The sequence below is a fragment of the Ramlibacter cellulosilyticus genome, assembly GCF_014297465.1.
Lineage (GTDB): Bacteria > Pseudomonadota > Gammaproteobacteria > Burkholderiales > Burkholderiaceae_C > Ramlibacter > Ramlibacter cellulosilyticus.
This window is the reverse complement of sequence record NZ_JACORT010000010.1, coordinates 129637-155113: the sequence shown is the minus strand read 5'-3', so window position 1 is coordinate 155113 and position 25477 is coordinate 129637. Positions and strand designations below refer to the sequence as shown.

The 25477-nt window shown below is 70.7% G+C and carries 25 protein-coding genes and 1 pseudogene; 10 read left to right on the top strand and 16 right to left on the bottom strand.

Annotation, left to right across the window (positions count from 1 at the left end):
• Positions 1 to 108: 108 nt before the first annotated feature.
• The 3 genes from H8N03_RS21015 to H8N03_RS21005 all read right to left on the bottom strand — a co-directional run bounded on the left by H8N03_RS21015 (position 109) and on the right by H8N03_RS21005 (position 2948).
• Positions 109 to 624 (bottom strand): hypothetical protein, encoded by a 516-nt coding sequence (locus H8N03_RS21015; protein ID WP_187078183.1) that lies wholly within the window; start codon positions 622 to 624, stop codon positions 109 to 111.
• A gap of 24 nt (positions 625 to 648) precedes the next feature.
• Positions 649 to 2610 (bottom strand): penicillin-binding protein 2, encoded by a 1962-nt coding sequence (gene mrdA / locus H8N03_RS21010; RefSeq protein WP_187078182.1) that lies wholly within the window; start codon positions 2608 to 2610, stop codon positions 649 to 651.
• Positions 2611 to 2774: 164 nt separating this feature from the next.
• Positions 2775 to 2948, bottom strand: coding sequence for a hypothetical protein (locus H8N03_RS21005; protein ID WP_187078181.1), 174 nt, complete (start codon positions 2946 to 2948; stop codon positions 2775 to 2777).
• Between the two features lie 216 nt (positions 2949 to 3164).
• Between H8N03_RS21005 and H8N03_RS21000 the strand changes: the two genes are divergently transcribed.
• The 4 genes from H8N03_RS21000 (at position 3165) to H8N03_RS20985 (ending at position 6105) form a co-directional block, all read left to right on the top strand.
• Positions 3165 to 3557 (top strand): hypothetical protein, encoded by a 393-nt coding sequence (locus H8N03_RS21000; RefSeq protein ID WP_187078180.1) that lies wholly within the window; start codon positions 3165 to 3167, stop codon positions 3555 to 3557.
• A 39-nt stretch (positions 3558 to 3596) separates the two neighbouring features.
• The gene (locus tag H8N03_RS20995; RefSeq protein ID WP_187078179.1) at positions 3597 to 4103 is read left to right on the top strand and encodes a DUF421 domain-containing protein; all 507 of its coding nucleotides are present in this window, start codon (positions 3597 to 3599) and stop codon (positions 4101 to 4103) included.
• Between the two features lie 163 nt (positions 4104 to 4266).
• The gene (locus H8N03_RS20990; protein ID WP_187078178.1) at positions 4267 to 5520 is read left to right on the top strand and encodes a DUF4142 domain-containing protein; all 1254 of its coding nucleotides are present in this window, start codon (positions 4267 to 4269) and stop codon (positions 5518 to 5520) included.
• Positions 5521 to 5538: 18 nt separating this feature from the next.
• Complete coding sequence (locus H8N03_RS20985) at positions 5539 to 6105, top strand: DUF4142 domain-containing protein (protein ID WP_187078177.1); 567 nt, start codon at positions 5539 to 5541, stop codon at positions 6103 to 6105.
• A gap of 29 nt (positions 6106 to 6134) precedes the next feature.
• Here the strand turns inward: H8N03_RS20985 and H8N03_RS20980 are convergent, their stop codons facing one another.
• The 4 genes from H8N03_RS20980 to H8N03_RS20965 all read right to left on the bottom strand — a co-directional run bounded on the left by H8N03_RS20980 (position 6135) and on the right by H8N03_RS20965 (position 7824).
• On the bottom strand, positions 6135 to 6461 hold the full coding sequence (locus H8N03_RS20980; protein ID WP_187078176.1) for a hypothetical protein: 327 nt from the start codon (positions 6459 to 6461) through the stop codon (positions 6135 to 6137).
• An 8-nt stretch (positions 6462 to 6469) separates the two neighbouring features.
• Entirely contained in the window at positions 6470 to 6649 is a 180-nt protein-coding gene (locus H8N03_RS20975; RefSeq protein WP_187078175.1) for a hypothetical protein, read from the bottom strand.
• 10 nt (positions 6650 to 6659) lie between these two features.
• The gene (locus H8N03_RS20970) at positions 6660 to 6866 is read right to left on the bottom strand and encodes a hypothetical protein (protein WP_187078174.1); all 207 of its coding nucleotides are present in this window, start codon (positions 6864 to 6866) and stop codon (positions 6660 to 6662) included.
• Between the two features lie 451 nt (positions 6867 to 7317).
• A complete protein-coding gene (locus H8N03_RS20965; RefSeq protein WP_187078173.1) occupies positions 7318 to 7824 on the bottom strand; it encodes a hypothetical protein in 507 nt (168 codons plus the stop codon).
• Positions 7825 to 8001: 177 nt separating this feature from the next.
• Between H8N03_RS20965 and H8N03_RS26695 the strand changes: the two are divergent.
• Positions 8002 to 8472: pseudogene (locus H8N03_RS26695) on the top strand (surface-adhesin E family protein); the annotation flags it as partial.
• 99 nt (positions 8473 to 8571) lie between these two features.
• Here the strand turns inward: H8N03_RS26695 and H8N03_RS20960 are convergent.
• Positions 8572 to 9195 (bottom strand): response regulator transcription factor, encoded by a 624-nt coding sequence (locus H8N03_RS20960; protein ID WP_187078172.1) that lies wholly within the window; start codon positions 9193 to 9195, stop codon positions 8572 to 8574.
• A complete protein-coding gene (locus H8N03_RS20955; RefSeq protein ID WP_187078171.1) occupies positions 9185 to 10816 on the bottom strand; it encodes an ATP-binding protein in 1632 nt (543 codons plus the stop codon). Before H8N03_RS20955 ends, H8N03_RS20960 begins: the two co-directional genes overlap by 11 nt.
• A 362-nt stretch (positions 10817 to 11178) precedes the next feature.
• Between H8N03_RS20955 and H8N03_RS20950 the strand changes: the two genes are divergently transcribed.
• The gene (locus tag H8N03_RS20950; protein WP_187078170.1) at positions 11179 to 12021 is read left to right on the top strand and encodes a PRC-barrel domain-containing protein; all 843 of its coding nucleotides are present in this window, start codon (positions 11179 to 11181) and stop codon (positions 12019 to 12021) included.
• A gap of 15 nt (positions 12022 to 12036) precedes the next feature.
• Here H8N03_RS20950 and H8N03_RS20945 read toward each other — a convergent pair whose 3' ends face one another.
• Positions 12037 to 13035, bottom strand: coding sequence for a recombination-associated protein RdgC (locus H8N03_RS20945; protein ID WP_354005156.1), 999 nt, complete (start codon positions 13033 to 13035; stop codon positions 12037 to 12039).
• Between the two features lie 132 nt (positions 13036 to 13167).
• Between H8N03_RS20945 and H8N03_RS20940 the strand changes: the two genes are divergently transcribed.
• Complete coding sequence (locus H8N03_RS20940; RefSeq protein WP_187078235.1) at positions 13168 to 14505, top strand: MFS transporter; 1338 nt, start codon at positions 13168 to 13170, stop codon at positions 14503 to 14505.
• Positions 14506 to 14536: 31 nt separating this feature from the next.
• Positions 14537 to 16753 carry an ATP-binding protein gene (locus H8N03_RS20935; RefSeq protein WP_187078169.1) on the top strand — a complete coding sequence of 739 codons (2217 nt, stop codon included), beginning with the start codon at positions 14537 to 14539 and terminating at the stop codon, positions 16751 to 16753.
• A gap of 6 nt (positions 16754 to 16759) precedes the next feature.
• Here H8N03_RS20935 and H8N03_RS20930 read toward each other — a convergent pair whose 3' ends face one another.
• Positions 16760 to 17458, bottom strand: coding sequence for a glutathione binding-like protein (locus H8N03_RS20930; protein ID WP_354005155.1), 699 nt, complete (start codon positions 17456 to 17458; stop codon positions 16760 to 16762).
• A 57-nt stretch (positions 17459 to 17515) separates the two neighbouring features.
• On the opposite strand from H8N03_RS20930, the gene H8N03_RS20925 reads away from it, so the two are divergent.
• Together H8N03_RS20925 and H8N03_RS20920 are read left to right on the top strand one after the other, a co-directional pair.
• A complete protein-coding gene (locus tag H8N03_RS20925) occupies positions 17516 to 18196 on the top strand; it encodes a hypothetical protein (RefSeq protein ID WP_187078168.1) in 681 nt (226 codons plus the stop codon).
• 308 nt (positions 18197 to 18504) lie between these two features.
• Positions 18505 to 19647 (top strand): IS4 family transposase, encoded by a 1143-nt coding sequence (locus H8N03_RS20920; RefSeq protein WP_222623084.1) that lies wholly within the window; start codon positions 18505 to 18507, stop codon positions 19645 to 19647.
• Positions 19648 to 19727: 80 nt separating this feature from the next.
• Here the strand turns inward: H8N03_RS20920 and H8N03_RS20915 are convergent, their stop codons facing one another.
• The 5 genes from H8N03_RS20915 to H8N03_RS20895 form a co-directional block, all read right to left on the bottom strand.
• Positions 19728 to 21002, bottom strand: a complete 1275-nt coding sequence (locus tag H8N03_RS20915) for an acyl-CoA dehydrogenase family protein (RefSeq protein WP_187078167.1) — start codon at positions 21000 to 21002, stop codon at positions 19728 to 19730.
• Positions 21003 to 21029: 27 nt separating this feature from the next.
• Positions 21030 to 22139, bottom strand: coding sequence for a phosphotransferase (locus H8N03_RS20910; RefSeq protein ID WP_187078166.1), 1110 nt, complete (start codon positions 22137 to 22139; stop codon positions 21030 to 21032).
• A gap of 16 nt (positions 22140 to 22155) precedes the next feature.
• A complete protein-coding gene (locus tag H8N03_RS20905; protein ID WP_187078165.1) occupies positions 22156 to 22875 on the bottom strand; it encodes a Crp/Fnr family transcriptional regulator in 720 nt (239 codons plus the stop codon).
• A 282-nt stretch (positions 22876 to 23157) separates the two neighbouring features.
• Positions 23158 to 23937: an oxepin-CoA hydrolase, alternative type gene (locus H8N03_RS20900; protein WP_187078164.1), complete on the bottom strand. Its 780-nt coding sequence runs from the start codon at positions 23935 to 23937 to the stop codon at positions 23158 to 23160.
• Positions 23937 to 25457 carry a 3-hydroxyacyl-CoA dehydrogenase gene (locus H8N03_RS20895; protein WP_187078163.1) on the bottom strand — a complete coding sequence of 507 codons (1521 nt, stop codon included), beginning with the start codon at positions 25455 to 25457 and terminating at the stop codon, positions 23937 to 23939. Before H8N03_RS20895 ends, H8N03_RS20900 begins: the two co-directional genes overlap by 1 nt.
• Positions 25458 to 25477 lie beyond the last annotated feature (20 nt).

Here is a 25477-nt window from a genome sequence, read left to right as displayed (position 1 = left end):
CATCCTAGCGCGCGGAGCTCCGCCCGTGTGCTCCGCCGTGCGCGAAAAGAAGCCGGCTGGGCGCCCGGTACCTGTGCAGGCCTGCTGCGCGCCGCGATAGCGCCGGCTTCACCGGCCGCCAGGGAGGAAGCAGGCTCGCTGGGCCATCAGCAGCGCCAGCGCCTGCGCGGTGGAGGTGCCTTGCACCGGCGGGACCCAGTGGGCGAGCACGCTCAGGCGCTGGCCCTGTTGCGGCATGGGAACCTGGGCGCTGCGCAGGGCTTCGGCCGAAGGAAGCAGGACCCGCCATTCCCCGGAATCCAGCACCGGCGGCACCATGCAGTCCTCCAGCATCTCCTGCAGCACGTGGCTCGCCTGGCTGCGACTCGCGAGCCGCCGCCACGTCGCCCGTGCCCCGCCGGCCTGAGCGTCGTGGTGCAGGACGAGCACGAGCCCCTGCGCCTTCGGCTCGACGCGGGCGACCGTGCCGTGCAGGAACAAGGGCAGCAGGCGGTCGGCGTCGGGCCACCGCTGCGCGCCGCGGGCGGGGGTGGCGGCTGCCAGCGCCGCCAGCAGGACGCCACGGCGGCCGATGCCGCGGGGAGCGGAAGGCCCGGCGCACCGGGCGGTGGCTATCCTGTTCATGCGGCTCTCCCGGTGGCTGCGTGCTCAAGGCGCGACGTGCAGGGGCGGCCATGCAGCGTCCACGGTGCGGGGCGTTCCCACCGGCGCCGTGGCGCGGCCTTCGCGCACGGCCTGCATGTCTTCCGCGCCGGGATACAGGCCGGCCAGGACGAAGTCGAGCACGCGCCGCGCGATCGGCGCGGCGGAGGTGGACCCGAACCCGGCGTTCTCCACCACCAGGGCCACGGCGATGCGCGGGTCTTCCACCGGCGCGTAGGCGATGAAGAGGCCGTGGTCGCGCAGGCGTTCGTGCGTGGCATCCTCGTCGTAGCGCTGGCCACGCAGGCCCACCAGCTGCGCGGTGCCGGTCTTGCCCGCGCTGGTGTACGGTGCACCGCGGAACGCCGCCGAGCCGGTGCCCTCCTGGTTCACGCCCTGCATCGCGCGCTGCACGAACGCGAGGTGCCCGGTCAGGACGTCCATGCGGCCCGCCACCTCCGGCTGCACGGCCTGCGCCTCGCCGCTGATTTCGTCCACCAGCTCCTTCGCCAGGTGGGGCCGCATGCGCACGCCGCCATTGGCCAGCCCGCCGACCGCGTTGGCGAGCTGCAGCATGGTGAAGCTGTTGTAGCCCTGGCCGATGCCCAGCGAGATGGTTTCGCCTGCATACCAGGTCTTCTGCTCGCGCCGGCGGAACGCCTCGCGCTTCCAGTCGGTGGAGGGCAGCAGGCCAGGGACTTCCCCCGGGATGTCGATGCCCGTCGGCGTGCCGAAGCCGAAGCGCAGCATGTAGTCGTGGATCGTGTCCACCCCCAGGTCGTTGGCGAGCTGGTAGTAGTAGGTGTCGCAGGAGACCACGATGGACCGGTACATGTCGACGCGGCCGTGGCCCCCGGGCTTGTCGTCCCGGAACTTGTGGTTGCCCAGCCAGAAGTACCCGGGGTCGGCGATCGTGTCGCCGGGCTGCCGCGCGCCGGTCTCCAGCCCGATCAGCGCCATGTAGGGCTTGTAGGTGGAGCCGGGAGGGTAGGTTCCGCGCAGCGCGCGATCGAGGAGGGGCTTGTCCGGCGAGGTATTGAGTTCGCGCCAGGGGCCCGGCGCGATGCCGTCCACGAACAGGTTGGGGTCGAAGGCGGGCTGGCTCACGAAGGCCAGCACCTCGCCGCTGCGGGGATCGAGCGCGACCAGCGCGCCGCGGCGCTCGCCGTAAAGGTCTTCCACCATCTTCTGCAGCCGGGCGTCGATGGTGAGGCGCAGCGTCTTCCCCGGCCGCGGCGCGCGCCCGCCCACGCGACGCACCGCGCGCCCGGATGCCGTGGTCAGCATCTCCTGCACCCCTGTCGTGCCGTGCAGCTCCCGCTCGTAGGCGGCCTCCACGCCCAGCTTCCCGATGACGTCGGTGCCGCGGTAGTTCGCCCGTTGCCCTTCCGGCCCGTCGTCGATGCGCTCCTTCTCCGCGGCGTTGATGCGTCCCACGTAGCCGATCGCGTGCGCGGCGAGCTCCCCCCAGGGGTAGCTGCGGAACAGGCGTGCCTGGATGCGCACGCCGGGAAAGCGGAAGCGTTCCACCGCGAAGCGGGCCACCTCCGTGTCGCTCAGGTGCGAGCGGATGGGCACGGGTTCGGTGTCCGGGGTGTCGCGCAGCAGCCGCTGGAAACGCTCGCGATCGCGCGGCTCGATGTCCACCACCCTGCCGAGCGCGGCGACCAGCGTCTCGAGCGGCTGCATGGTGCGCGCGCGCGTGATCTCCAGCGTGTACGCAGGGTAGTTGGCGGCCAGGACGATGCCGTTGCGGTCGGTGATGAGCCCCCGGTTCGGCACGATGGGCAAGAAGCCCGTGCTGTTCTGCGCGGCCTGCGTCTCGAAGTCCTCGTGGTGCAGGACCTGCAGCCACACCAGCCGCGCGACCAGCGCGCCGAAGCACGCCAGCACCGCGGCGCACGCCACCAGCACGCGCCTGCGGAATCGCAGCAGCCTGGCTTCGGCGTCGATGTTCGGAGCGTGCATCCGGTCCCTTTGCATTCCGGCGAGAGGCCAGCATAGGACGGCATGCGCCGCGGGCTGTGGGACGGCGTCGAGCTGCAGCTGTAGGACGCCGGGGCTTCGCGGGGAACGCCTTGCGCACACGAGGGTCGGCCCTTAAGGGCGAGCCCTCGGCGCACGCCGCGGCTTCAGGTCCGCCCGCTCGCGGCCGCGGTGGCCCGCTCCGGCGCTCCCAGCCCGCCGTCGAGTCCCGATCCCGGCGCACGCTGCACCGACTCGTTCGCCTGCAGCTCGCCGGGGTAGTCGCTCGGCGCGCCGCTGCCGGTCACGCCTTCGGGCACGCGGCCGCGGGCGCCGCCCACTTGAGGCGACTCGGTGGGGGCCGATGCAAGCAGGACCGGGGCGCGTGCCGGCGCGCGGGCGTGTCGGATGCGTCTGCCATCCGAATCAACATTTGCCCAAATCCAATTGCGCGACGCCGGCACAAGCTGGTGCTGCCGGGGATCCATTTCCCGGACCCCAGTCCAGCAACCCAGTCCAGCAACCCAGTCCAGCAACCCAGACGCAAGGAGACCATGATGCGATCCATCAGACACACAGCCTGCCTCGCGCTCGCGCTCGTCGCGGCCGCAGCTTCGGCACAGGTTCGCCCCGACCTGCCGCCGCAGCACCGCTCGTCCGGCACGGTGGCGACCACGTCCGGCTATGACGCGTCCGTGCAGGCGCTGATGGCTGCGGCCGACGCGTTGCGCGAATCCATACAGGCGATGGCGCAGCAACCCGCGGGGCCGCGACGCGACCAGGCCATCCGGAACGCCAACCGTGCGCTGCTGCAGACGCAGGTGGCCATGGCCGATGCCTACGACGCCACCGCGTTCCCCCCGTCGACGCGCACGATGGGCGCGGGCGCCGCCGTGACGGTGGCGCCGGCCCGGTGCCTGCGCTTGCCCGCGATGTGGGCTTGCCGTTGAGCGACTTCAGCAGCAACCAAGGAAGGACAGTCACCGCCCATGTGGTTCGATAACTGGTGGGGCATCGCCCGCATCGTGGTGGCAGGGGTGGCTGCATATGCCTTCCTGGTCGTGCTGCTGCGGACCTCGGGCAAGCGCACGCTGTCGAAGCTCAATGCCTTCGACCTCGTTGTCACCGTCGCCATGGGATCGACCCTGGCCTCGGTGGTCCTGAGCAAGCAGACACCCGTGGCCGAGGGCCTCGCGGCGTTCATCGTGCTCGTCGCCTGCCAGTACGCGGTGGCGAAGCTCTCGGTGCGCCAGCGCGGGTTCGCGCGGCTGGTGCGTGCCGAGCCGCGGCTGGTGCTCCACCACGGCCGTCTTCTCGACGACGCACTGGATGCCGAACGCCTCACGCGCGCGGACGTGCTGGCGGTCCTGCGGCAGCAGGGCATCGCGAGCATCGAGGGGGTGGGCGCCGTCGTGCTCGAGACGGACGGATCGCTCAGCGTGCTGCGCGAGCTGCCCCGGGGCGACGCGAGCACGCTCGACGACGTGCGGCGCTGAGGCCGCGCACGCCACACCTCACGCGCATCGCGTGGCACAGCGGAATCCGGTCACGTGCGTAACGCGCGCGTCACGCCTGGCGCTGCCCGACCGGGCAACCTGGGACCGGGGAGGCACTCCATCGGGGGTGACGATCTGTATTTGTGCAAAACCAGGAGAGATCATGGACAGACCCCTTCGCCCCCTCGCCCTTGCCGTGCTTGCCTGCTGCGCGTTCGCCGCGCGGGCGCAGCAGGACAGCGTGCCCGCCGTGCAGCAGCAGCGCGCAGCGGCCGACACTGGGCAGCAGGCCCAGCCGCGCGTCGCGCGCAAGGTCCCCGCGGCCGACCGCCAGTTCATGGCGCGTGCCGCCGAATCCGGGCACGCGGAGGTCGCGGCGGGCCGGCTGGCGATCTCGCACGGCTCCGACGCGTCCGTGCGCGACTACGGACGCATGCTGGTCGACGACCACCAGAAGGCGAACACGCAGCTCGTGCAGATCGCGCACGCGCGCGGCATCACCCTGCCGACCGGCCCGGCGGCCGCGCAGCAGCAGAAGCTGCAGCAGCTCGGTCGGCTGCAGGCGCAGGCCTTCGACCGTGAGTTCCTGCAGCAGATGATCGTCGACCACCGCAAGGCCATCTCGCTGTTCCAGGAAGAGGCGCAGCGCGCCGGCGGCGCGCCCGCCGTGCGCAACTACGCGCTGCAGGTGCTGCCCACGCTGCAGGCGCACCTGCAGCGCGCCGAGGGCACGCACGCGCGGCTGCAGTCCGCGGCGGCGAATACCGCCTCCGCGACCGCAGCCACCGGAACGCGGCAGCAGGCACGCGCGCCATCCGACCAGGCCCGCGAGCTCGCCGACGCGCGCCAGAAGGTGCAGGAGTCCGTGCAGGTCGTGCAGAGGATGAAGTCCGACCCGCGCCTGGCGCAACTGCTGGAGCGGGCGCACGGCGTGTTCATCGTCCCCAACTACGGTCGCGCCGCGCTCGGCCTCGGCGCGCAGGCCGGGGAAGGGCTGCTGGTGACGCGCCAGGGCCAGGACTTCGGCAGCCCCGCGTTCTACAACATGGGCGGGCTCAGCATCGGTGCGCAGGCAGGCGCGGCCGCCGGCCAGGTCGCCTTCCTGCTCATGACCGAACGCGCGGTGCAGCAGTTCCGCTCCGACCGCAAGATCTCGCTCAACGCCGACGCCGGCCTCACCATCGGCAACTACTCCGCGCGCGGCCAGTCGTCCACCGGCAAGGTGCAGGACGTGGTGGTCTGGTCGGATACCGAGGGCGCTTACGCGGGCGTGTCGCTGGGCATCACGGACGTGCTGCCCGACAACGAGGCGAACCGCGCCTACTACGGCCGATCCGATGCCACGCCGCTCACGATCCTGGGCGGCCGCATGGAAGACCCCTACGGCAACGCGCTCGGCCGCGTGCTCGGCGCATGACGGGCCCCGAGATCCACCATGCCCCATGCATTCGACGTGCGGCGCCTCGTGCGCCTGTCCCTTCCGGCGCTCGTCACCGCGCTCCTGCTGGCGACCGCCTCCGTGGCACCGGCAGTCGCCGCACCGCACGAGCTCGCCGCGTCCGCCGATGCGAGCCGCTGGCAACGCGACGCTTCCTTTGCCGCCGACGCGATGCGGCACAGTACCGTGGCGGCGCGCGCCGCGCACCTGGCGCTCGATCGCTCGCACGACGTGCGCGTGCGCCAGTTCGCCGAACGTGTCCTGCGAGACCACACGCAGCTCGCGCAGCGGCTGAGGCGGCTCGGTGCGCGGGAGGCACCGGTGGGGCTGGCCTATGGCCGCTTGCGTGGCGTCGCCTTCGACCGCGCGTTCGTCGAGGACCGCGTCGCCCAGGAGCGCGCGGCGATCGCCGCGTACGAGCGACAGGCCCGATCGCGCCAGGACCGCAGGCTGTCGCGCTTCGCGGAGGAAACGCTGCCCACGTTGCGGCGCCACCTCGCGGCCGCAGAAGCCCTGCAGGCGCAGTTCGAACTGCGCCGGCGCAACTTCGCGGATCCTTCCTAGGCCACGGGCGTCGGGCAAGACGCCCTAGGCTAGTGTCCTTGCTGTTGCTGCCGGGCCCGCATGGCGGTGGGGAAGGTGCCGCCGGTGACGCCGTCCTCGTCCACGGGGCCGAGGACCGGCGACACGAGGACAGGCGGCGGCTGCAGCTTGCCCGTCACCTCCCGCGCATCCACCGGCATGCCGGGGCGCCACGCCGGATCCGCGGACGGAATGAGGCCGCCCATGGCACCGTCGGGCGCCCGCGGGCCGAGCACGGCCGACACGGGCGCATCGTCCGGCGCGGCCGGCCCGCGCTGGGCGTGCGCCAGGGGCAGCAGCGAGGCGGCGAGGCAGAGAGCGGTCCTGCGCAGGTCCATCGCGCCCCCTAGTGCCCCAGGGCGATGAGGGCCAGGGCGATCACGACGCAGCCGGCCGCGACCGCGTAGAGGATCCAGCCGGGAAAGGAGCCGGCGTCGTCTCCCACCGGACCCGCGAGGACGCGGGCCGCCACCGCGGCGATCGCAGCGAACAGGAAGAACCAGACGTACATCGGGATGCCGAACATCGCGCGCTCCTCAATCGTCCTGCAGGCGCTCGACGGCCGGCGTGGAGAGTTCGCGCCCCACCATGGCCCGCGCATAGAGATAGTTGTTGCGGGCCTGCTCGGTCAAGCCGTCCAGGTCCACGGTGCCCCTTCCGTCGCAGGGGAAGGCGTACCCCCGTCCGCTGTCGAACAGGGACCGGAAACACAGTACGTAGTGCCTGCCTTCGAATGCATTCATCGGCCGCTCCTTCTTTTCGTCGGTTGCTTCGAGTGTGCTGGCGCGTTCCAACGCGCGCGATGCGCCGATGTCGACAGCCGACCGCAGCATCGTCCGACGCCGGGCGAGGGCCTTCCACGCCGCCCTTAAGGGCCGACCCGCGACGAGGCAAGCGCGTGTGGCCAAGTGGGTTCCTTCGCACTGCATGGCATGCGAGATCTCCTTTCGCCAACGATCGGGGAAGCGGCGAGGGGGTGGAGCCTGCTCGCGCTGCCCGGCCGGAGCGACAGGCAGGACGGCTCTCGTGCCGTGAGCGATCGTCGCGAGCTGCCACGTCCTCGTCCCGATCGCCCCGGCCGGCTCCGGCCCTGGTTGGAACCACGGGCAGGCGAGCGGGCACCACCAGTTTGGCACCGCACCGGCGCCATCGCGCAGCGCCTGCGTCCGTCGAGGGTTCGCCCTTACGGCGCGTTCACGACCTTCGCGGGGCGCCGCGGTCGCGCAGCGCCACGCACACCGCGGCCGTCAAGGCACCGAAGAGGAGATGGTTGGCGATGGTGACGGGCACGAGCGATTCGGAGAACCAGGGAAAGGCGAGCGGCGCGATCCAGCCGAAGTTGAGCGCGAACAGCGCCAGCCCGATCGCGGCGCCGACCAGGGTGGCCGCGCCGTGCCGGCGCCGCCAGACGAGCGCGCCGATCAGGCGTCCGTAGGCCATGGCCAGGCTGAAGTGGACGATCATCGCCATGCCGAACACCGTGAAGTTCAGGCCGGTCGGCGGCGGTGCGGTGTCCGGCCCCATCAGCATCGCGGCGATCCTTTGCAGCGGCGCCGCGCCGCCGGATCCCGCCAGTCCGGTGAAGGACACCTGGGCCACCAGGTAGGCGGCCCCGCCGACCAGGCCGGCGACGACGCCGGCCACGGGCTGGCTCACTGCATGCGCGGGCGCGCTGGTCGCCTCCGATGGCAGGATGTCCATGGCAGTTCTCCGGCGGCCCGCAGGCACGCCACGAGGCGGTCCGCGGCCGGCAAGGCCAGTATATGCATTGGCTCAAATCCAATCCGGCCACGGCCCTTACGTGCGAACCCGGGGGGCGCGTCGTGCGCGTGGGGCGGCATGTAGGATCGGCCGCATGCCGGCCGGAGGCAGGAAGCGGTGCCTGTGGCGCGCGCCGGGCTGACGCCGCCCGCGCGGCACGCGGCCCACAGTGGGTGCGGAAGTGCGGCAACCATCAACCTCGTCTCCATCGCAGCCGGCGCCGTCCTGCTGGCGGCTTCCTCCGCGTGCTGGCCGGCCGAGTGGCTGCGCGTGGACGGACCCGAGGACCAGGCGGTGGTGGAGATCGACGTCGACAGCCTGCACGACACCGAGGCGGGTCTCGTGGTCGCCATGCGGGTGAGCCGCCCCCACGCGCTGCGGCACCGGGACGGCTTCGCCTACCGCTCCTACCGCGCGTGGCTCTGGTTCGACTGTGCCGCGGGCGATCTCCTGCCCCAGGCGGTGACGTACTTCGGACAGCCCCGTGCCATGGGAGACGCGCTCGGGAGCGAAAGCGATCTCACGCACAAGGGTATCGCCCCGGACGTCCTGCAGGAACTCTCCGCGGGCAAGCGGCAGTCCCTGGTGAAGGCCGCCTGCGGCGAGGCTTGGCGCGGGCTCCGCGGAGCGCGGTGCGTAGCGGAATCCCGCGCACGTTCCGAACGCAGCAGGAGGGACGCCGCGGTTTCACCAGGTGCCTGCGCGCGGGGCCTCGTGGGCGTGCGCGATGCGGATCAGCTCGGCGAGGTTGCGTGCACCGAGCTTCGCCATGAGGCGCGACTTGTGGACTTCCACCGTGCGCGGGCTGATGCCCAGTTTCGCCCCGATGCTGCGGTTGTCCATGCCGTCCACCACCAGCGCCATCACTTCCCGCTCGCGGCCGGAGAGCGCGTGGGCGGCGGGCCGCGTGCCGATGGCCTCCGCGGCCGAGGGCAGCCCGCGCATGGCGCGCTCCACCGAAGCGAGCAGCTGGTCGTGGTCGAACGGCTTCTCCAGGAAGTCCACCGCGTGGAAGCGGAAGGCATGGCGCGCGGCCGCGATGTCCGCGTGCGCGGTGATCACGATCACCGGCAACTGGGAGGGGTGTTTCGCCAGCACTTCCTGCATCTCGAGCCCCGACATGCCCCCCATGCGGATGTCGGCGACGACGACGCCGCGCCAGGCCGGTTCGATCGCGTGCAGGAAGTCCTCGGCACATGCGAACAGGGCCGTGGCATGCCCGTGGAGGCTGAACAGCAGCGCCAGGGCATCGCGGATGGAGGGGTCGTCATCGACGATGAAGACCGTCTGCCGATGCGCGTCATTCGTCATGCACTGCTCCCGTGTCGAACGGAATGGTGAAATGGAAACGGCCGCCCGCGCCCGGTTCGGCCCAGAGCCGGCCGGCATGCGCTTCCACGATGGCGCGGCTGATTGCCAGGCCGATGCCCATGCCGCCCGGCTTGGACGAAGCCGGAGCGTCGAAGATGTCGCGCGCCTGCTCGGGCGTGAGGCCCTCGCCGCTGTCCAGGAGCGTCACGACGACTTCGGTCCCCTGCCGGTGCGCCTGCAGCCGCACCCAGCGCGGCGCATCCGGCGGGCGTCGCGGATCCGAGGCGGCTTCGATCGCGTTGGCGAGGAGGTTGCGCAGGACGACCGAGATCTGCACGGGATCCACCAGGACGCTCGGGAGCGGGTCGCCCTCGGTCCCGGACAGTTGCACGCGCAGCGCGCGGGCGCGCGCCGATTGCGAACGCATCGCTTCGCGAAGCAGGTCCGTGAGCGGTGTGACTTGCAGATCGGTCGCACGTTCCCGGAAGAAGCGTCGCAGGCGGTTGACCATGTCGCCCGCGCGCGCCGCCTCGAGCGCGAGCTTGTCGGCGATCTCGAGCATTCCCCGCGCGGTCTCGTCGTGGGGCCCGAGACGCCGCGCCAGCACCTGCGACGCCCTGGCATACGTACCCATCGCCGTGAGGGGCTGGTTCAGCTCGTGCGCGAGCGCCGCGGCCATGTCGCCTGCGGCGGCGAGGCGCAGGGACTTGCGCAGCGCCTCCTCGGCGGCCTGCTTCTCGTCGACGATCGCGCCCAGGAGCACGCCCGTGCAGGTGAAGGCCGCGACGAGAAGCTGGAACTCGAACACGGTGAGGGGCAGGTAGTGGCCGAACTGCAGCGCGGCGATCAGCAGCGCCTGCACGAGCGCAGCCGCCCAGATGGCACCGATGGCGCCGAAACGCGTCGACGCCCACACCACCGGCACGAACAGCACGTAGAAGTACTTGAACTGGTCCTGGGGTGCCTGGTGGAAGACGGACACGACCGCCGCGACGGTGACCGAGGCGATCACCCAGCACTCCGGCGTCCGGAGCATGGAATGCGTGAGCGAGCGCAGCTTCGCGCTGGCCAGCGCCAGCAGCACGGGCAGCGTCACGACCAGCCCCACCCCGTCGCCGATCGCCGCCCGGTGGACGACGGCGGGAATCCGCTCGAAAGGAACCACGCCCACGGCCCACAGCGCGCCGGCGCGCAGGAAGGCCGCGAGGAGCGCGCCCCCGGCTGCGAGCGCCAGGAAGACGAGCGCCGACTGCCGTGCGATGACGGGGAAGTCACTCCCCAGCCAGCGGCGCAGGCCCGCCGCGATGGTCGCGGAGCCCGCGGTCATGGCGGCCGTGGACACGATCACGGCCGCGGGCGGCAGGCGCTCCGTGCCGATGATCGCTTCCGCGCACGCCCCGGCCATCCAGACCACCGGCCAGGCGCCGGCCTTCACGAACAGCAGGGCGACGGCCAGTGCCGCCTGGGGGTTCCACGGCGTGATGTTGAGTCCGCGCATCGGATGGACGAAGCTGATCCACGCAAACGCCATGTAGAGCGCGAAGAAGAGCATCGCCGTGCGCAGCGGGGGGAGGCCGTGCTCGGATGCGGGCTCCGGGGAATGGAATGGAACACCCGACATGCATCCATTCTGGCCTGCGGCAGGTGCGTCCGGGGGACCGGGCTGCCGCGCCAAGAAAGCACCCCGCCGCGGCGGGGTGAATGATGAGCAAGCCTCGACGGAAGTACCGCGTGGCGATCCCACTATAGGCACGAAATCGCGCCGACGACGCGCTGGCAGGGTGGAGGACGGGTTCGTCCTTACGGGGCCACCCGCCGCCCGGGCATGCGCCTCCGCGAGAGGAGCCGACCCTCCGGTGTCCCCCGTACGCGGCGCGCCTTACGGTACGTCGGGCCCTACATGCTGCTCCGGGCGTTTCCGGCTGGGAGGCGTCCCGAGCAGATCCAACCTGGGTTGTCCGAACATCGATCAGGAGGTTTCCCATGCCTGCAACCAGAACGAACCTGGGCCGCCTTGTCGCGCTTCCGGTGTTTTCCGTCGCCCTCGCGGCATCGCTGCACAGTCCTGTCCACGCGCAGGCCGCTGCGCGCACGGACAGCCAGGTCGCGACACGCACGCCGGCCGACGCCCGCCCCAGCACGTGGGCCCGGCATCAAGGGCTGCGCGCCAGCCGCGTCATCGGCAGCAGCGTGCGAAACCCGATGGGGCAGGACATCGGGCAGATCGAAGACGTCGTCGTGAACCTCGCGAGCGGGGCGGCCCGGTACGCGGTGCTGCGTTTCGACCCCGGGTTCCTGCAGTTCGAGCGCGTGTTCGCGATCCCGGCGGACCGGCTGCGCATGCTCGACCACCACGTTGTCGTCGACATCCCGCGCGAACGACTCGAGCGCTCGGGCATCGAGGGCGCTGGCTGGAGCAAGGACTATTTCAGCGATCGTGCGCGGATCGCCCGGCTGGACAGCGAGTGGGGCCTCGGCGATCGCGCGCCGGAGGAACTCGTGCGCGCCTCCGTCCTGATGCGCAGCCCCATCCTGTCCTCCACGACGGGCGAGCAGATCGGTACCGTCGAAGACGTCGTGTTCGCGCCCGGCCGCCAGCAGGTGCAGTACGTCGTCGTGGACTTCGATCGCGGCTGGCTCGGGTCGGACAAGCGCGCTGCCATCGACATCGCCGCACTGCACCGCAGCAGCACGCGCGCCCATGCGCTCACGCTGGTGACCGACCGCTCCATGGCGCAGGGCCTGCGGCCCTTCACCGACGACCGCTATGGCTACTTCGGCGACGGCAGCTTCGTGAACCGGCCCGCCACCAGGCGACAGGGCTAGGACGCGGCGGCGGCGTCACGCCGCCAGCTTCTCCGCCTGCTCCACGGCCGGCGCCTCCGCCTCCCCGCCCAGCGCTTCCAGCAAGTCCGGAATCAGCTGGGACAGCTCGCCGGTGAGGATGGCGACGTTCGCGTCGAAATTGTCGTCGTCCTTGCCCTTCGCGTCCTCGGCTTCCTTCAGCACCACGTCCAGCATCTTCAGGCGGCGCAGCTGGCCGGCTTCGGTCAGCATGAAGGAGACGCGCTCGTTCCAGGTCAGCGCGAGCTGCGTGGGCACCTTGCCGGCGGCGATGTGCTGGGCGACTTCGTCGATGTCCAGCGTGTGGCGCGCGTAGCGCACCGAGGACTTCTGTTCGTCGGCGGCCTTGAGCTCGCAGTCGCGGTCCACCGTGAAGTGCCACGGGGCCTCGCGGGTGCTGAGCCAGTGCGACATCGACGCGGCCGGCGAGCTCTGCGTGTGCACGATCTGCAGGTCCAGCGCAGGGCCGCCGCCGGGCACTTCCAGCAGCGCGGCGAGCAGCGAGGACACGACGCGGTCGGCGGCCGCGAGGCTGCCGGCGTCGACCACCAGCATGCGCGACTTCGGGTCCAGCCAGAGCAGGGTGTTGGCCTTCTTGCTGAAGGCGCGCGGCAGCAGGTCCAGCAGGACCTCCTCCTTGAATTCCTTCTTCACCTTGGACGGCACGCGCTCGTTGCCGGTCTCCTGCTTGTAGCGCTCCACGCGTTCCTCCACCGCCGCCTTGATGGCGGACGACGGCACGGCGCGCTTCTCGGTGCAGAGCTTCAGCACCAGGTGCCCGGCTATGGATTCGGCCAGCACCTTGCTCTTGTTGCGGGGCGGCACCCAGCCGCTGGATTCGGGCTGGGTCGGGCCGCACGGGACGAAGCGGCCCTTCTGCAGCACGCGCTCCAGCGCGGCGAGGTCGGGCAGTTCGAAATGGTCCGCAATGCGGAAGAAACACGCGCTCTTGAACATCGGGAGTACAGCCTGGTGCCGCTCGGACGCGGCGAACACGAAAGCGTGCGATTCTAGTGGGGCGGGCAAGGGCACCCGCGCGCGGGTAGACTGCCGCCGGTGCAGAAGAAAGTGGAAGAGGGGAGCGCAGCCGTCGCCGACGGCCTGCCGGTGCCGGAACGTTATTGGGCCATGGCGGCCATCCTGCTCGGGATCGCGCTGTCGGTCCTGGACAGCAGCATCGTCAACCTCGCCCTGCCGGACATCACGCGCCACTTCGGCGCCTCGCCCGCGGCCGCCGTCTGGGTCGTCAATGCCTACCAGCTCGCCACGCTCGGCGTGCTGCTGCCCTGCGCGCAGCTGGGCGAACGTTTCGGCTACAAGCGCGTGTACGTGGCGGGCCTCGCCGTGTTCACCGTGGCCTCGCTCGCCTGCGTGCTGGCGCCGACGCTGCCGCTGCTCGCCGCCGCGCGGGCGCTGCAGGGTGTGGGGGCGGCCGGCATGATGGCCGTCAACGCCGCGCTGGTGCGCCTGACCTATCCGTCGAGCGTGCTCGGTCGCGGCATCGCGCTCAACTCGGTGGTCGTCGCGGCATCCTCCGTGGCGGGCCCCAGCCTTGCGGCGCTGGTGCTGTCGGTCGCGTCCTGGCCGTGGCTGTTCATCGTGCAGCTCCCACTGGACGTGGTCGTCTTCGTCCTCGCCCGCCGCGCGCTCCCGCGCAATGCGCGGCCCTCGACTGCCACGGGTCCGCGCGTCGTCGACGTCGCGATGAACATCGCCATGTTCTCGCTGGTGTTCCTCGCCGCGGACGCGTTCGGCGCGCGCAAGGGCGGCGCGGTCGATGCGCGCGGGCTGGCGCTCGCGTGCGGCATGCTGGCGCTCGGCGGCCTGGTCGGCTGGTGGTACCTGCGGCGGCAGCGCCGGCTGGCGGAGCCGCTCTTTCCCGTGGACCTGCTGCGCATCCGCGTGTTCGCGCTGTCGATGTGCACCTCGGTGAGCGCGTTCTCGGCGCAGACGCTCGCCTTCATCGCCTTGCCCTTCCTGCTGCTGGAAGGGCAGGGCCGCAGCCACTTCCAGGCGGGGCTGCTGATCACCGCCTGGCCGGCCGCCATCGTCCTGGTCGCACCGGTCGCGGGGCGGCTGATCCACCGCATCGGCGGCGGGGTGCTCGGGGGCGTGGGCCTGGCGCTGCTGGCCATCGGGCTCGCCTTGCTGGCCCTGTTGCCGGACCATCCCGCGGACTGGCGCATCGCGCTGCCCATGGCGCTGTGCGGGGCGGGCTTCGGCCTGTTCCAGTCGCCGAACAACCACACGATCGTGACGAGCGCGCCCTTGCACCGCGCCGGCGCGGCGAGCGGCATGCTGGGCACGGCGCGGCTCACGGGGCAGTCGCTCGGTGCCGTGCTGCTCGGGCTGATCTTCAGCGTGCAGGGCGTGCAGGACGGCGGGCCCGCGATCGCGCTGGGGCTGGCCGCCGCGCTGGCCGCGGCTTCCGCGGTATTCAGCAGCTTGCGGGTGCGCGCCCCCTAGCGCTTTGGCGCCGGGTGGCTAGACTCGCCCGATGCCCGCCGTCTTTTCCCGCCCGAATGCATGGAGCATCCAGGCGCGCCTGGTGTTGCTGGTGCTGTCGGTGTGGCTGCCCGCCATGCTGGCGCTGGCGCTGCTCGCCCATGCCACTTACCTGCGCGAGGAGGGCGCGGCGCGCGGCCGCATGCAGGCGGCGGCCGAGAACCTCAATGCGACGGTGGAGGCGGAGCTGGACAAGGCCGTCGTGCTGGCCCGGGCGCTCAGCGCGTCGGACGCGCTCCATGCGGGCGACCTGGTCCGCTTCCACGGGGAGGCCGGCCGCGCGGTGGGCGACAAGGGCAACTGGGTCTTCCTCGTCGACCGCGAGCAGCAGCTCGTGAACACCCTGCTGCCGGGGCCGCGCGCCTTGCCCCGGCCGGATCCGAGGGTCTTCCTCGTGGACGGCGCGCCCGTCGTGCGCTTCATCGCCACCGCACCCGTCGTGGAGAAGCCGGTGCTCGGCGTGTTCGCGCCGGAGGCTCGCCGCCCCGCGCGCTACAACGTCGGCGTGGCCGTGGACCCCGCGGTGCTGCAGCGCGTGCTGGCGCAGCACCGCGGCGTGGGCGTCGACGGGATGATCGCGTCCGCGGTCGACGACCAGTTCCAGGTGATCGCCCGCAGCCGCGACCCCGCGCGTTGGGTCGGCGTCGCGGCGACCGGCCAGATCCGCGAGCGCCTGCGCTCCGCGAAAGGCGGCTTTGGCCAGTCGGTCACGCTCGACGGGGTGGCCTCCCTCAGCTACGTCAGCCTGCCCAATCGCTACGGCTGGACCATCGTCACGGCCCTGCCCATGTCCGCGCTGGAGGCGCCGGCCTGGCGCCTGACGGTGCAGGCCTCGCTCGCGTCGGCCGTGCTCCTGCTGTTCGGCCTGGGGCTGGCCTTCTATGCCGCGCGCCGCATCGCGCGTCCGTTCGCGGTGCTCAGGGCGTCCGCCGACGCCCTCGGGCGCAACGAGGTCCCCGCGCGCACCGGGACGGGCGTGCGCGAGGCCGATGCCGTGGCGTTCGCGATGCACGACGCCGGCCAGCGGCTGGAAGCCTCCGGGCGCGTCCTGCAGGAGAAGGTGGAGGAGGCCGTGCGCGAGGCGCGCCAGGCCGAGCTGCGCCTGCACGAGGCGCAGAAGCACGAGGCCATCGGCCGGCTCACGGGCGGCATCGCGCACGACTTCAACAACCTCCTGCAGACCATCAGCATGGGCCTGCACGTCGTGGAGCGTTCGACGCCCGCGGGCGTGCACACGCGCGCTGTCACGGCGGCGCTCAACGCCTGCAGCAAGGGCGCGGCCCTCGTGCGGCAGATGCTCGCCTTCGGCCGCAGGCAGCCCCTGCAGCCGCGGGCCGTGCCGCTGCGCGACTTCCTCCTGCGGCACGAGGAGCTCACGCGGCGCGCGGTGGGCGAGCGCATCCGCCTCTCCGCCGACGTGCATCCGGACGTGCGCGCGGTCCACGCGGACCCCACGCAGATGGAGCTGGCGCTGCTCAACCTGGTGTTCAACGCACGCGATGCCATGCCGCAAGGTGGCGAGATCACCCTGCGCGCGCGGCCCGCGGCACCCGGCGACCTGCGCGAGCTGGCGCCGGGCGCCTACGTCTGCCTGGAAGTGCGGGACGATGGCCCCGGCATCCCGCCGGAGCTCCAGGCCAAGGTGTTCGACCCCTACTTCACGACCAAGCCCGTGGGCGCCGGCAGCGGCCTGGGCCTGCCGCAGGTGCTGGCCTTCGCGCGCGGCAGCGGCGGCGACGTGCACCTCGCCAGCGCGCCGGGCGGCGGGACCACCGTGACCCTCGTCCTGCCCGCGTCCGGGGACGTGGACGCCGACGAAGGCCCGCTGGCGGACGACGGCGCGCCCGCCGCGCCGCTGCACGTGCTGATGGTGGAAGACGACGTGCTCGTGGCGAGCGTCGTCGAGCCGGCCCTGCAGGCCGAAGGCCACCGGGTGACCCTCTGCGCGACCGGCGACGAGGCGCTCGCCTGGCTGCAGGGCGGCGGCGCCTGCGACGTGGTCTTCAGCGACGTCGTGATGCCTGGCGCGGCCAGTGGCCTCGACCTCGCCGCCTGGTGCGAGCGCCACCGCCCGGAGCTGCCGGTGGTCGTCGCCACGGGCTACACCGCGCAGGAGGTCGACGGCGCGCGCACCGTGCTGCGCAAGCCGTACACCATGCGCCAGCTGCGCGAGGCGCTGCGCGCGGCCGGCGCCGCCGTGGCCGCCTGATCCCGGTCAGCGCCGCTGGTACTGCGTCGCGCCGAACAGGACCTCGCGCGACTTGTCGTCGGTGATCGGCTTGCGCAGCCCGGCCAGCACCTGCACGCCGCGCTGCACCGCCGGCCGTTCCGCGATGGTGTCGAACCAGCGCTTCAGGTGCGGGTACTCCTCCAGCACGATGCCCTGGTTCTGCCAGCTGCGCAGCCACGGGAAGGTGGCGATGTCCGCGATGGAGTACTCGGCGCCCCCCAGCCACTCGCTTTGCGCCAGCCGTTTGTCGATCACTGCGTAAAGACGGCGCGCCTCGTTGGTGTAGCGGTCGATGGCGTAAGGCACCTTCTCGGGGGCGTACATGCGGAAGTGGTGGGCCTGTCCGAGCATGGGCCCCACGCCGCCCATCTGGAACATCAGCCACTGCAGCACCTCGTACTTCCCGCGGTCGCCGGCGGGCAGGAAGCGTCCCGTCTTGCCGGCGAGGTACACGAGGATGGCGCCCGACTCGAAGAGCGAGATCGGCTGGCCGTCCGGCCCGTCCGGATCCACGAGGGCCGGGATCTTGTTGTTCGGGCTGATCGCGAGGAAGTCGGGCCGGAACTGCTCCCCCTTGCCGATGTCGACGGGGATGGCCCGCCAGGGCAGCCCGCATTCCTCGAGCATGATGTGGACCTTGTGCCCGTTGGGCGTCGGCCAGGAATGGACCTCGATGGTGGACACGCGCGTAACCTCCTGTTTCAATCCATAATGGCGCCACTTTAGGCGAAAGCCCCCCGCATGTTCGAACGCATCAAGAAAGCCTTCCACCGGGAGGTCAAGGAGCGCAGCGACAGCACCCTTGCACAGGCCCCCGGGCCGGTGTCCGAGTGGGCCGCGTCGCGGGGCATGACGTTCTCCGGCGGCACGCTGGGGAGCTCCATGACCATGCAGGGCAAGGTCGGCGGACGGCCTTGGCGCATGGAGCTGGGCCGGCCCACCCGCGACTACATCACCGGCGAGGAACTGCGCGCCCGCGCCGAACTGGGCGTCGACGACGACGTCGGCGCCATGGTGATCAACCGCCCGCTGAAGGAGGCGCTGGAGCGCCGCGCCTACAGCATGATCACCGACACCCTGCAGACCACGGCGGACCCGCGCCTGCCCGAGGAGATGCGCTGGCTCGCCATGTACGACGAGATCGGCTGGGAAGGCCCGGCCAACGACTTCTGGACGCGCTACGCGGTGCTGGCGGACGCGCGCGAGACGGCGCTCGCCTGGGTGGACGAGCACCTCGTCTCCCAACTGATGTCGTGGCCGGACCCGTCGCCGACCGCGCAGGTGCCTTTCATGATCGTCCTGCTGCGCGGCAAGTGCTACCTGCGCATGCAGTACATGCCGCCCGAGATGCACACGCTGGACCACGCGACCGACGTGTTCGTGAGCGCTTGCGAGAGCGGGCTGCACGCGTTCAGGAAGTAGGCGAATCCGTCATCCCCGCGCAGGCGCACTGCTGTCCGGAATAAATCTGGCGTGTTGCGCCAAGCCCGCGTGGCGTTATCAAAAAGGCCACACGGGAGATCGCAAGACTTGAAGCGGGCTGGATGAGGCCCACGCGCAAAGCCGCTCCTGGAGCGGCTTTGTCGTTTATCCACTGGATAGATCGCGCGCTATGAAGGCGCACGGGAGAGAAAAGGTGTTGCGGCGTTTCCGCTGAAGGGGGTAGAACCCCGGTCGCCAAACCTTTGCCTCAACAAGAAAGGGGCCGCAACATTTACAGGATAAGCCGAATGCAGCAGGTCCTCCAAGGCCTGCCCCGCGGGGCGTTCCAGAACGCCGTCGACAAGTACCGAGGCGATCGCCACAGCAAGGGCTTCAGTTGCTGGAGCCACTTGGTGGCAATGGTGTACGCGCAGCTAAGCGGCGTGGGCAGCCTGCGCGAATTGGAGGCGGGGTTCAACCAGCATCGCAGCCAGCATTACCACCTGAACACGCGAGCGGTGCACCGCACGACGCTGGCCGATGCCAACGGCAAGCGTAACCCTCAGATCTTTGCTGAGACGCTACGCGCGCTGATCCAGGTAGCCAGGCCGAGTCTGAAGCGCGAGGGCGAAGAGCTATTGCTGCTGCTGGATTCCACAACCATCGCGCTGCGCGGCCGCGGCTCGCAATGGACGCACGCCAGCGCCACGCGCACTCCGGGTCTGAAGCTTCACCTGCTGTTCTCAAGCAACCAGCAGTTGCCCGTGCAGCAGACGATCACGGCTGCCAACGTCAACGATGTCGAGGAGGGCCGCAAGCTGCAGCCGGTAGCAGGAGCGAGCTACGTCTTTGACAAAGGCTACTGCGATTACTCGTGGTGGAACCGACTCGACGCCGGCGGCGCTCGCTTTGTGACGCGCCTGAAGCGCAACGCGGCCGTGACTCAGGTGTGCGCCAGGGCCATTGCCGAAGCCGATGCGAGCCAGATCCTGAACGACGCGGTGGTGCGATTCACGCATCGAAGCAATCGCGGTGGCCACTGCAATGCCTACGCTGGGCTGTTGCGGCGCATCGAGGTGGCGCGTGCAGGGGAAGACAGCTTGGTGCTGGTGACCAACGACCTGGAAGCGCCGGCTGCCGAGATCGCGCAGCTCTATCGACAGCGCTGGGAAATCGAGCTGTTTTTCAAGTGGATCAAGCAGCACCTGCGGCTGCGGCGTTTCCTCGGCCAGAACGAAAACGCAATCCGCATCCAGATCCTCACGGCGCTGATCGCCTACGTGCTGGTAGCCATCCTCAACGCAAAGGCCAGGCACCCCAGTCTATGGGCTGCCTTGGCGGAGCTGCGCACCGGGTTGTTCCATCGCCCCCAGCAGGACGAGTCCTGGTGGCGACGACGACGCCAACAACAAGAAATCCAAACAGCCCTTCAGCCGGGGCTGTTTGGATGATCAGGATTTATTCCGGACAGCAGTGCGCGCAGGCGGGGACCCGGAGAAGCAAAGCGGCCGAAAGGCCGCTTTGCTCATTGTCACGACCCGCGCGTCACCGGCACGTTCGCATCCTTCCCGTAGCTCCCGTACTTCCCCAGCTCCCACTTCGCGATCGCGTTGCGGTGCACTTCGTCCGGACCGTCGGCGAAGCGCAGGGTGCGGGCGCCGGCGTAGGCGCTGGCGAGCGGGAAGTCGTCGGAGACGCCGCCGCCGCCGTGGGCCTGCATCGCCCAGTCGATCACCTGGCAGGCCATGTTGGGCGCCACCACCTTGATCATCGCGATCTCGGTCTTGGCGACCTTGTTGCCGGCCACGTCCATCATCCACGCCGCCTTCAGCGTCAGCAGGCGCGCCATGTCGATCTTGCAGCGCGCTTCCGCGATGCGCTCCTGCGTGACGGTCTGCTGCGCGATGGCCTTGCCGAAGGCCACGCGGGACAGCGAGCGGCGGCACATCAGTTCCAGCGCGCGTTCGGCCAGGCCGATCAGGCGCATGCAGTGGTGGATGCGGCCCGGGCCCAGGCGGCCCTGCGCGATCTCGAAGCCGCGGCCTTCGCCCAGCAGGATGTTGCCGGCCGGCACCTTCACGTTCTCGAAGTACATCTCCACGTGGCCGTGTGGCGCGTCGTCGTAGCCGAACACGTTGAGCGGCCGCACGATGCGGATGCCGGGCGTGTCCGCCGGCACGACGATCATGCTCTGCTGCGAATGCCGCGGCGCCTCGGGATCGGTCTTGCCCATGGTGATGAAGACCTTGCAGCGCGGGTCCGCCGCGCCGGAGATCCACCACTTGTGGCCGTTGACGACGTAGTGGTCGCCCTGGCGCTCGATGCGCGTCTCGATGTTCGTCGCGTCGGAGGAGGCGACCTCCGGCTCCGTCATCGCGAAGGCGGAGCGGATCTCGCCATTCAGCAGCGGCTTGAGCCAGCGCGCCTTGATCTCGTCGGAGCCGTAGCGCGCGATCGTCTCCATGTTGCCGGTGTCGGGCGCGGAGCAGTTGAACACCTCGCTCGCCCACGGCACGCGGCCCATGATCTCTGCGAGGGGCGCGTATTCCTGGTTGGTGAGGCCCGCGCCCTTGTAGCCGGAGGCTTCGGCGGTGTCGACCGGGAGGAACAGGTTCCACAGGCCCGCGGCCCGGGCCCTGGGCTTGAGCTCCTCGATCACGGGCAGCGGCGTCCAGCGCTTGCCGGCCTCCGTGTTCGCCTGCAGCTGCTGCTTGTACGTCTTCTCGTTCGGGTAGACGTGGTCGTCCATGAACTTCTGCAGGCGCGCCTGGAGTTCCTTGGTCTTGTCGGAGTAGTCGAAGTCCATGTTGCTTTCTCCCGGGGGTGGATGGGGTCAGGCCTTCTGCGCGAAGGTCCAGGCGAGTTCGGCCATCGGCCGCGCGGTCTTGCCCGAGGCGACGGCCTGCGCGCTCGAGGCCGTGCCGGCTTCCACCCGCTTGGCGATGCCCTGCAGGATGGCGGCGATGCGGAACATGTTGTAGGCCATGTAGAAGTTCCAGTCGGCCTTCAGGTCGGCGACGGTGGCGAGGCCGGTGCGGTCGCAATAGCGCCGCATGTATTCGTCCTCGTTCGGGATGCCGAGCGCCGCGAGGTCGAGGCCGCCGATGCCGCGGAAGGAACCGTGCGGGATGTGGAAGGCCATGCAGTGGTAGCTGAAGTCGGCCAGCGGGTGGCCGAGCGTCGACAGCTCCCAGTCCAGCACCGCGATCACGCGCGGCTCGCCGGCGTGGAACATCAGGTTGTCCAGGCGGTAGTCGCCGTGCACGATGGAGACCTTGCTCTCGTCGCGCGCGGCGGCGGGGATGTGCGCCGGCAGCCATTCCACCAGCTTCTCCATCTCCGGGATCGGCTGGCTCATGGGCCCGGCTCCGTCGGCGGAGGCCTTGTACTGCTTGCTCCAGCGGCCGATCTGGCGCTCGAAGTAGTTGCCGGGCTTGCCGTAGTTCGCGAGCCCGCGCTCGGCGAACTTCACCGTGTGCAGCGCCGCGATGACGCGGTTCATCTCGTCGTAGATCTCGCCGCGCTGCGCCTGCGTCATGCCGGGGAGCGCCTGGTCCCACAGCACGCGCCCTTCCATGAACTCCATCACGTAGAAGGCACGGCCGATGACGGACTCGTCCTCGCACAGCGCGTGCATGCGGGGCACGGGGACCGCCGTGCCATGCAGGCCGCTCATGACCGCGAACTCGCGCTCGATCGCGTGCGCCGACGGCAGCAGCTTCGCCACCGGGCCCGGCTTGGAGCGCATCACGTAGGTGCGCTGCGGCGTCACGAGCTTGTAGGTGGGATTGGACTGGCCGCCCTTGAACATCTCCACGGACAGCGGCCCGCGGAAACCCTCGAGGTTCTTCTCCAGCCAGGCGGACAGCGCCGCCGTGTCGAACGCGTGCTTGTCGGAGACGGGACGGGTGCCGACGAAATGCTCGTAGTTGTTGTCGCTCATGCTGCGTCTCCCCGTCCTAGTTGTCGGCCTCGACGATGCGCATCAGCGCCTCGCGGTCGCGCACCACCAGGCCTCCCGGCTCGATGCGGATCACTTCCTCGCGCTCCATCTGCTTGAGCTCCTGGTTCACGCGCTGGCGCGAGGCGCCCAGCAGGTGCGCCAGTTCCTCCTGCGCGAGCTGCAGGCCGATGCGCACCTCGCCGCCATTGGCGAGCGAGGGCACGCCGTAGCTGCGCACCAGGTGCGCCAGCTGCTTGGCCAGGCGCGCGCGCAGGGGCAGGGTGTTCAGGTCCTCCACCAGGCCGAAGAGCTGGCGGATGCGCCGCGCCTGCAGGCGCAGCAGCGCTTCGTACAGCTCCACGTGCTGCGCGAGGATCTTCTGCAGGTCGGCGCGCGAGACCATCAGCATGGTCGTGTCGCCATGCGCATAGGCATCGTGCGTGCGGCGCTCGCCGTCGAACATCGCCACGTCGCCGAACCAGATGCCCGGCTCCACGTACTGCAGCGTCACCTGCTTGCCGGTGATCGAGGTCGAGCTCACCCGCACCGAGCCGCGCGCCACCGCGCTCCAGAACTCGGCCGGATCGCCGCGGGCACAGATCAGGTCGCCATCCTTGAAGCGTTTGACGAAGGCGCATCGGAGGATGTCGTGGCGGAGGGAAGGTGACAGGGAGGAAAACCAGCGGCCGCTGTTGATTGCCGCGCGTTCCTCGATGGTAAGAATCGGGTCGTCCATGGTCTGTCTTGTGAGCGACTGCTGCTGCGCCGCATTGTCACGCCCGGGACGCGGGCGGTCGCTCAGGGTTGTCACCTGAGCGTCCCATCGCTGGGGTTCGCTGGCGCGAAACCCAGCCTACGAGGTGGCGCCTCGGCGCGTCGCTGGGGTTCGCTGGCGGGAAACCCAGCCTACGAGGTGGCGCGTGGCGCGTCGCTGGGGTTCGCTGGCGCGAAACCCAGCCTACGAAACCGGCGCGAACCCGTAGGCTGGGTTTCGCGCCAGCGAACCCCAGCTGCCTCGTCACGAATACTTCGGCGGCTGCTTGTCCAGGAAGGCCCGGATCCCGATCCCGCCATTCGCGTGGTGCAGGTTCCTCACGAAGTGCTCGCGTTCGCTCGCGAGCTGCTGGACGAGCGTCGCCTGCGGGGCGTCGTTCACCAGTTCCTTGATGCTCGCCAGCGCATTGGGCGCCCGCTCGTTGAGCCGGGTCGCGAGCGCCAGCGCCTCCTGCAGCGCACCGCCGGCGGGCGTGACGCGGTTGACCAGGCCCAGCTGCTGCAGGCGCGCGCTGCCCACGCGTTCGCCGCACATGAGCAGCTCGTTCACGAGCGGCCGGGGCAGGGCGCGGGAGAGCGACCACGTGCCGCCGCCGTCCGGCGAGAGCGCGACGGTGCTGTACGCCATGACGAACACCGCGTTGTCCGCCGCGACGATGAAGTCGCAGGCAAGCGCGAGCGAGAAGCCCGCGCCCGCGGCGGCGCCTTCCACCGCGGCGATCACCGGCTTGGGGAAGGTGCGGATCGCTTCGATCCAGCCATGCAGCCCCTCGATGGACTGCGCCTGCACTTCGGGCGGCTTGCTGCGGTTGTCGAGCAGGCGCTGCAGGTTGCCGCCGGCGCAGAAGGTGCTGCCTGCGCCGGTGATCACCACGCTGCGCACGTCCGGGTTGCTGTCGGCCGCGTTGAGCGCCTCGACCCCCGCGGCGTAGATCTCCGGGCCCAGCGCGTTGCGGTGGTCGGGGTTGCTGATGGTGAGGACCATCGTGCGGCCCTCGCTCGCGCTCTTCAGCTCGGCGGCCATCAGGCTTCTTCCTGCAGCAGGGACAGCCCGATCGCGCCGCGGCGGCGCAGCCACGGGCTGGGGCGGTAGCGCGGGTCGCCGTAGACGGTCTGCAGGTTGAACAGCACTTCCAGCACGTTCGTGGGGCCCCAGCGGTCGCCCATGGCGAGCGGGCCCATCGGGTAGCCGAGGCCCAGCGTGACCGCCGTCTCGAGGTCGCGCGGGGTGCAGACGCGCTGCTGGCAGATGTCCGACGCGATGTTGACGATGGTGGCCACCACGCGCTGCGTGACGAAGCCGCCGGAGTCGCGGATCACGCTCACCGGCTTGCCGTCGCGCGCGAACAGGGCGTGCGCGGCGTCGCGCATGTCGGCGCGCGTCGCGGGGTTCGTGGCCAGCACGCGGCGCTTGGTGGCCGCATCCTCGATGAGCATGTCGATGCCGACCGTGCGCGCGGGGTCGAGGCGCTCCACGACGGCGACCGTCGTCACGTCGAAGCCCAGGGGCGCGACGAGCGTCAGCGCCTGCATGGACGGCGACTGGCCCGTCTCGATCGTGGCGCCCAGGTCCTTCAGCAGCTGGAACAGCTCTGCGCGGCGCGCCGCGCGCGTGGACACCCACACGGGCGGCATCTCGTCCACCTTCGGCACCGCCGGCTCGGGGGCGACCTGCGCCTTGCCGTCGGCGTAGCGGTAGAAGCCTTCGCCCGTCTTGCGACCCAGCACGTTGCCCGCGAGCCGCTGCGCGGTGATGACGCTGGGCCGGTAGCGCGGCTCGTCGTAATACTGCTGGTAGATCGACTCCATCACCGGGTGCGAGACGTCGAGGCCGGTGAGGTCCATCAGCTCGAACGGGCCGAGGCGGAAGCCGACCTGGTCGCGCAGGATGCGGTCGATGGTGGCGAAGTCGGCCACGCCCTCGCTGACGATGCGCAGCGCTTCCGTGTTGTAGCCACGGCCGGCGTGGTTGACGATGAAGCCGGGCGTGTCCTGCGCCTGCACGGGCGTGTGGCCCATCTGCTTCGCGAAGGCGGTGAGCCCCTCGCAGACCGACGGATCCGTCTTCAGCCCCGCGATCACCTCCACCACCTTCATCAGCGGCACGGGGTTGAAGAAGTGGTAGCCGGCGAAGCGCTGCGGCCGCTTCAGTCCCGCGGCGATCGCGGTCACGGACAGGGAGGAGGTGTTGGTGGCGAGGACGGTGTCCGGGCCGACGATGTCTTCCAGCTGCGAGAACAGCGAGCGCTTGACGTCGAGGCGCTCGACGATCGCCTCGACCACGAGGTCGCAGTCGGCGAGGTCCTGCAGCGAGGTGGCCGGGCGCAGGCGCTCCTTGGCCGCGGCGACCGCGGCTTCGTCCATGCGGCCTTTCTCGCGCAGGCGGTCCCACTGCGCGCCCAGCTCCTGGATGGCGCGCTGCACGGCCTCGGGTTGCGTGTCGTACAGGCGGACGGTGCTGCCGGCCTGGGCGGCGATCTGCGCGATGCCGCGCCCCATGGCGCCGGCTCCTGCCACGCCTGTCGTTTTGTAACGGGTCTCCATCAGGCGATTATCGGTGCCTG